4 protein-coding genes and 1 pseudogene are annotated in these 3,762 nt (G+C 76.0%); 4 read left to right on the forward strand and 1 reads right to left on the reverse strand.

Translation table 11 applies throughout. The annotated features are described in order from the left end of the window. The 3 genes and pseudogenes from ACFV0G_RS32950 to ACFV0G_RS32960 all read left to right on the forward strand — a co-directional run. Positions 1 to 458 (forward strand): annotated as a pseudogene (locus tag ACFV0G_RS32950) (magnesium chelatase); the annotation flags it as partial. Beyond that, a complete protein-coding gene (gene cobO, locus ACFV0G_RS32955; protein ID WP_380555943.1) occupies positions 458 to 1,054 on the forward strand; it encodes a cob(I)yrinic acid a,c-diamide adenosyltransferase in 597 nt (198 codons plus the stop codon). The pseudogene ACFV0G_RS32950 and the gene cobO, both read left to right, overlap by 1 nt. A 4-nt stretch (positions 1,055 to 1,058) precedes the next feature. Continuing rightward, positions 1,059 to 2,438 carry a cobyrinate a,c-diamide synthase gene (locus ACFV0G_RS32960; RefSeq protein WP_380555945.1) on the forward strand — a complete coding sequence of 460 codons (1,380 nt, stop codon included), beginning with the start codon at positions 1,059 to 1,061 and terminating at the stop codon, positions 2,436 to 2,438. Here the strand turns inward: ACFV0G_RS32960 and ACFV0G_RS32965 are convergent. Beyond that, a complete protein-coding gene (locus tag ACFV0G_RS32965) occupies positions 2,425 to 2,838 on the reverse strand; it encodes a nitroreductase/quinone reductase family protein (RefSeq protein WP_380555951.1) in 414 nt (137 codons plus the stop codon). The genes ACFV0G_RS32960 and ACFV0G_RS32965 overlap by 14 nt on opposite strands. Positions 2,839 to 3,036: 198 nt before the next feature. On the opposite strand from ACFV0G_RS32965, the gene ACFV0G_RS32970 reads away from it, so the two are divergent. After that, a partial coding sequence (locus ACFV0G_RS32970; protein ID WP_380555947.1) for a TetR/AcrR family transcriptional regulator occupies positions 3,037 to 3,762 on the forward strand: 726 nt, incomplete at its 3' end.

Raw genomic sequence — 3,762 nt, forward strand, 5'->3', positions numbered from 1 at the left:
TCCCCCTCTCAGCCCCGCGCGGCGGGGGCGCGGCCCGGGGGCGGGCCGCCGCCCCGCGGGGGGGGGGGGGGCCCCCCCCGGCCCGGCTGGAGCAGCTGCCGACCGGCGGGCGGACCCCGCTCGCCGCCGGGCTGCTGCGCGCCCACGAGGTGCTGCGGGTGGAGCGGATGCGCGATCCGGACCGCCGTCCGCTGCTGGTCGTCGTCACCGACGGCCGGGCCACCGGCGGCCGGGACGCCCTGGCGCAGGCCGAGCGGGCCGCGGGCCTGCTGGCCGGGCAGGGCGTGGCGAGCGTGGTGCTGGACTGCGAGTCCGGCCACGTCCGCCTCGGCCTGGCCCGCACCCTGGCGGCCCGCCTCGGCGGCCCCGCCGTCACCCTGGACGAGCTGCGCGCCGAGGGCGTCGCGGCGCTCGTCCGCGACCACCGCCCCGCCCCTTCGCACCGAAAGGCCGCCTGATGCCGCAGGGAAAGCCCGAGAACGTCCCCGACGACGGCATGACGACCCGTCAGCGCCGCACCCTGCCGATCACCGCGGTGCACACCGGCCCCGGCAAGGGCAAGTCCACCGCCGCCTTCGGCATGGCGCTGCGCGCCTGGAACCAGGGCTGGCCGGTCGGGGTGTTCCAGTTCGTCAAGTCCGCGAAGTGGAAGGTCGGCGAGGAGAACGCGCTGCGCGTCCTCGGCGCCTCCGGCGAGGGCGGCACGGTGGCCTGGCACAAGATGGGCGAGGGCTGGTCCTGGGTGCAGCGCGGCATGGAGTCCAGCGAGGAGGCGGCCAAGGAGGGCTGGGAGCAGGTCAAGCGCGACCTCGCGGCCGAGACCTACCGCTTCTACGTGCTCGACGAGTTCACCTACCCGATGCACTGGGGCTGGGTGGACGTGGACGAGGTGGTGGCGGTGCTGAAGGACCGTCCGGGCAGCCAGCACGTGGTGATCACCGGCCGGTACGCCAAGGAGCCGCTGACCGACTTCGCCGACCTGGTCACCGAGATGACCAAGGTCAAGCACCCCATGGACGCCGGCCGCAAGGGCCAGCGCGGTATCGAGTGGTAGTCCGTTGAACATCCCCCGTCTCGTCATCGCCGCGCCCTCCTCGGGCGCGGGCAAGACCACCGTCGCCACCGGCCTGATCGCCGCACTGGCCGCCCGCGGGCTGGCCGTGTCGCCGCACAAGGTCGGCCCGGACTACATCGATCCGGGCTACCACGCGCTGGCCGCCGGGCGGCCGGGCCGCAACCTGGACGCCTACATGTGCGGGGAGGAGCGGATCGCGCCGCTGTTCCTGCACGGCGCGGCCGGGGCCGACGTGGCGGTGGTCGAGGGCGTGATGGGGCTGTTCGACGGGGCGGCCGGCCGGGGCGAGCTGTCCTCCACCGCGCAGGTCGCCAAGCTGCTGCGGGCGCCGGTGGTGCTGGTGGTGGACGCCTCCTCGCAGTCCCGGTCGGTGGCCGCGCTGGTGCACGGCTTCGCGTCCTGGGACCCGGAGGTGCGCCTCGCCGGGGTGATCCTCAACCGGGTGGCCTCCGACCGGCACGAGGAACTGCTGCGCGAGGCCCTGGAGGAGGGCTCCGGGGTGCCGGTGCTCGGCTGCGTGCGGCGCACCGCCTCGGTCGCCACGCCCTCCCGCCACCTGGGCCTGATCCCGGCGGTGGAGCGCTCCGCGGACGCCCTGCGGGCGGTGCGGGACATGGGCGAGCTGGTCGCCGCCTCGGTGGACCTGGACGCGCTGCTGGCGCTGGCCCGGACCGCTCCCCCGCTGGCCGATGCCGCTTGGTCCGCCGGGGCGGAGGTGGCGGCGGTCGGGGGCCGGCCGCGGATCGCCGTGGCCGGCGGTGCGGCCTTCTCGTTCTCGTACGCGGAGAACGCCGAACTGCTGGCCGCGGCGGGGGCGGAGGTGGTCGCGTTCGACCCGCTGCGGGACGAGGACCTGCCGGAGGGCGCCGCCGCCCTGGTGGTCGGCGGCGGCTTCCCGGAGATGTACGTCGGCGAGCTCAGCGCCAACGAGCCGCTGCGGCGGGCGATCGCCGCCCGGGCCGCGGACGGGCTGCCGGTCGCCGCCGAGTGCGCGGGCCTGCTGTACCTGGGCCGGGAGCTCGACGGCCGGCCGATGTGCGGGGTGCTGGACACCTCGGCCCGGATGACCGAGCGGCTGACGCTCGGCTACCGGGAGGCGGTCGCGCTCGGGGACAGCGTGCTGGCCGAGGCCGGGAGCCGGGTCCGCGGGCACGAGTTCCACCGGACGGTCTGCGAGCCCGGCGCGGGCGACCCGCCCGCCTGGGGCTGGCGCGGGCCGGCCGGGCCGCGGACGGAGGGGTTCGTGCAGGGGTCGGTGCACGCCTCGTACCTGCACCTGCACTGGGCGGGGGCGCCGCGGCTGGCGGAGCGGTTCGTCCGGGCCGCGGCGGCGTTCGGCGCCCGGCCGGTCAGGCCGCGCTGATCCGGAAGACCGGGTAGCCCGGGGCGATCGAGAGCAGCTTCTCGTCGGTGGCGGTGGCGTCCACGCCGTCGAAGAACATGCCGACCTCGAACTTCCAGCGCTTGAGGTAGGCGCGGAGGATCTCCGGCTTGGCCTCGTCGGCCAGCTCGACGGCGCTGAACGCCTCGGCGCGGCGGCCGAGCCGCAGCTCGCCCGTGCCGACGACGCGCAGGTTGCGCACCCACTGGGTGTGGCCGCGCGGCGCGACCAGGTACCGCTCGCCCTCGATGGTGAGCAGGTTGACCGGGGTGGTGCGCCACTCGCCGCTCTTGCGGCCGCGCACGGCGAGCACCCGGGAGCCCCAGACGCTGAGCCCGGCGCGGGTGAAGGCGGCGACCACCCGGTTGAAGAAGCCGAGCATCGCGGCGTCGACCTTGCCGGTCGGGATGACGTAGCGCTTGCTGCTGTCGGACATCGTGACCCCCAGGGTCGCCGGAGACCGCCCCTTGTGAGCAGTGCTCTCGTTCGTGAGCACAACTCTGCCACCGCGGGCGACCGCCGTCAAGAGCAGTGCTCTCGTTTCTGTGCAATGTTCCGATCGTGTGGCAGGCTGTCCGGTATGACCGCCATCAAGACCGCCCGCGAACGGGCCCGCGAGGAGCTCACCCGCGAGATCAAGCTGGAGGCCCGCCGGCAGCTGGCCTCCGAGGGGGCGCAGCGGCTGTCGCTGCGCGCCGTCGCCCGTGAGCTCGGCATGGCCTCCTCCGCGATCTACCGGTACTTCCCCAGCCGCGACGAGCTGCTGACCGCCCTGATCATCGACGCCTACACCGACCTCGGGGACGCCGCCGACCGTGCACTGGCCGCCGCCCCGGCCGTCCCGCGGGCCCGCTGGCGGGTGCTGTGCACGGCCGTGCGCGACTGGGCACGGGCCCACCCGCACGAGTACGCCCTGGTGTTCGGGACGCCGGTGCCCGGGTACGCCGCGCCGCAGGAGACCATCGAGCCGGCCGCTCGGGTCCCGCTCGCGCTGATCGGCGTGGCCGGCACGGCACAGGCCGCCGGGGAGCCGGTCGGCGGCCCGCTGGGCGCCCAGCTCGCCGCGGTCACCGCGCAGCTGGCCCCCGGGCTGGCGGAGTCGGTGCTGGCCAGGACGGCGATCGCGTGGACCCAGCTGTTCGGGATGATCGGGTTCGAGCTCTTCGGGCACCTGGTGGGCACCCTCGACCCGGCGGACGCCTTCTTCGGCTACGCCGTCGAGCAGATGGCCGACTTCGTCGGCCTGGGCCCCCCCCGCCGGGACGCCCCCCGGCGGCGGCGGCCGGCCGCGGGGGCGCCCCGCCCC

The organism is Kitasatospora sp. NPDC059571, assembly GCF_042735675.1.
Classification (GTDB): Bacteria; Actinomycetota; Actinomycetes; order Streptomycetales; family Streptomycetaceae; genus Kitasatospora.